The organism is Endozoicomonas sp. (genome assembly GCF_051008435.1).
Lineage (GTDB): Bacteria > Pseudomonadota > Gammaproteobacteria > Pseudomonadales > Endozoicomonadaceae > Endozoicomonas_A.
Genome location: NZ_JBPCXO010000576.1, coordinates 1 through 2,258, shown reverse-complemented (window position 1 = coordinate 2,258; position 2,258 = coordinate 1). Strand labels below are relative to the sequence as shown.

General features: G+C 46.3%; 3 protein-coding genes. 2 read left to right on the top strand and 1 reads right to left on the bottom strand.

The window, feature by feature from the left end:
• Together ACR2PX_RS29430 and ACR2PX_RS29425 are read left to right on the top strand one after the other, a co-directional pair.
• The coding region (locus ACR2PX_RS29430; protein WP_434002909.1) for a hypothetical protein at window positions 1-204 on the top strand (204 nt) is incomplete at its 5' end.
• Between the two features lie 34 nt (window positions 205-238).
• Window positions 239-1,018, top strand: a complete 780-nt coding sequence (locus ACR2PX_RS29425) for an ABC transporter permease (RefSeq protein WP_434002908.1) — start codon at window positions 239-241, stop codon at window positions 1,016-1,018.
• A gap of 180 nt (window positions 1,019-1,198) precedes the next feature.
• Here ACR2PX_RS29425 and ACR2PX_RS29420 read toward each other — a convergent pair whose 3' ends face one another.
• Window positions 1,199-2,065 (bottom strand): hypothetical protein, encoded by an 867-nt coding sequence (locus ACR2PX_RS29420; RefSeq protein WP_434002907.1) that lies wholly within the window; start codon window positions 2,063-2,065, stop codon window positions 1,199-1,201.
• Window positions 2,066-2,258 lie beyond the last annotated feature (193 nt).

Genomic DNA, 2,258 nt, shown 5'->3' with positions numbered 1-2,258 from the left:
GCCCTGAGCCGATTAAAAACAGCCCTGAGCCGATTAAAAACAGCCCTGAGCCGATTAAAAGCAGCCCTGAGCCGATTAAAAACAGCCCTGAGCCGATTAAAAACAGCCCTGAGCCGATTAAAAGCAGCCCTGAGCCGATTAAAAACAGCCCTGAGCCGATTAAAAACAGCCCTGAGCCGATTAGAAACAGCCCTGAGCCGATGAAAAACAGCGCCGCTGAAAAGGGAGGAAGCGCACAGTGAGTGAATGGAAGTATAACCTGGTTGCGTTTAACACCATTTTCAGCAAAGAAATTCGTCGTTTCATGCGCATCTGGCCACAGACTTTGTTGCCACCTGCGATCACAATGTCTCTGTATTTCGTTATTTTTGGTGCGGTTATTGGCTCCAGAGTTGGCGAAATGGGGGGCTTTGATTACATGACCTTTGTCGTACCGGGTCTGGTTATGATGGCGGTTATTACCAACAGTTTCAGTAATGTGGCTTCCAGCTTTTTCAGCAACAAGTTTCAAAAGAGTATTGAGGAACTGTTGGTTTCACCGGTACCTAACTGGATTATTCTTGCTGGTTACACCATGGGTGGCGTCGTCAGAGGTTTATATGTAGGCATTCTGGTCATGATACTGGGGGCTTTCTTTGTAGAGCTGCAGGTGCACCATTTTCTGATTACTTTACTGGCTGTTTTCCTGACTGCTACTCTGTTTGCACTGTGCGGTTTTATAAACGCGGTGTTTGCCAGAAAGTTTGATGACGTGGCTATTATTCCAACGTTTGTATTGACTCCGCTCACCTATCTGGGTGGTGTTTTCTACTCAGTCGACGTACTGCCTGAGCCTTTTCGATCCATTTCACTGTTGAACCCTATTCTGTATCAGGTGAATGCCTTCCGTTACGGAATCCTCGGGCAGGACAGTGGCATCAGCATAGGCTGGGCTTTTGTAGTAATGGTTCTGGCTATCGTCATAATGGCCGTCTGGGCGCTTCACTTACTGCGTGTTGGCAAAGGCCTGAGAAACTAAGCTTTGTTTGGAGGCTGTCGCAAAAGGGCTGCGCTTGCCGATACGTCGTTAACAAATGACTCAAAATGCTCATTTACTGAATGTAAACTCCGCTTTTTCGTCATTTTTTGCCTTGTCTCGCCTGCGCTCGCTACCTTTTGCGACAACCTCTTTGAAGTGGGGCTTTTATAGCCCCGTTTGTTAATGCCTTAAAAACGTCCGAAGGGTGCCTGATTCCTTTTCCTCCCTGTTAACCGCCTCGCCGTAAGAGCACTCTTTTGTCTCCGGGTTATAGGAGATATATAAGTACTCGCCTTTCACTTTATGAAGAGGGTGATGACTTACCGCCTCGCAACAAGCCTGCAGGGAAGGTTGATTGCGCTTTCTGGGTTGCTGCCAGGACATTTGATTATTCATTGCCCGCATTTTGATCCAGTCTCCAGCTTGCCCGGATTCATGGGATGAGAGCTCTGCATAGCCGGAACAATTCTGAGTGTTTTCAGACTCGATAGTGACTGCCTTTGTCCGTTGAGAGTAAAACGGTGAACCCCTATACCGATTGCAACTGCCTTCAAACATTCCAAGGAATACCTCATCTTGTTGTTTGCTATCAATAGTCAGACAGTACTCTGACATTACCGAAACCTGATAGAGAGCGGTGTCTTCATAGTGTTGTGGATTGTTTTGACATATGGGGAAGGTGCTATTGCCTGGCCAGCGTTTATAAGTGGATTGGGGGATAAGGTTGTACATAGAAGTATAAGAAGCATTCAGTACCAGAAACTGATACACCCGCTTTTCCTGAAGAGACGACATAGACCCAAGGTCACAATACAGGTTCTCTCCATCCCAGCCTGCCTTTCCCAGATGTGGATCGCTAAGGCTTTCTGTACAGATTCTATTGATCAAGGCCTGTTTCTGTTCTTCTGTCAAAGCCGTTACGGATAGATCTATCCAACAGATATCATCGGAAGCGTTCGATGCTGAAGGTGAGACGAGGGTTATCAGAACGAGAAATGTCAGACATTGCCATCGTTTGACTGATTGAACTGACTGAGAGCTTGTCATACACCGATCCTGGTTGAGGTTGCGTGAATGGAACATTCGTTTCAGATGGCAGAGGCTTTATAAATTTGCCTCGTCAGTAAAATCTGTGGGTCATTTCTGGTTCAGGCAACTTCCCGAGAGCATGATATAAAGCAATTTCTGCACATCTGTAGGTTCTGAAGCCGTATGATTTTCTCGTAGTGAGTTTTATTTT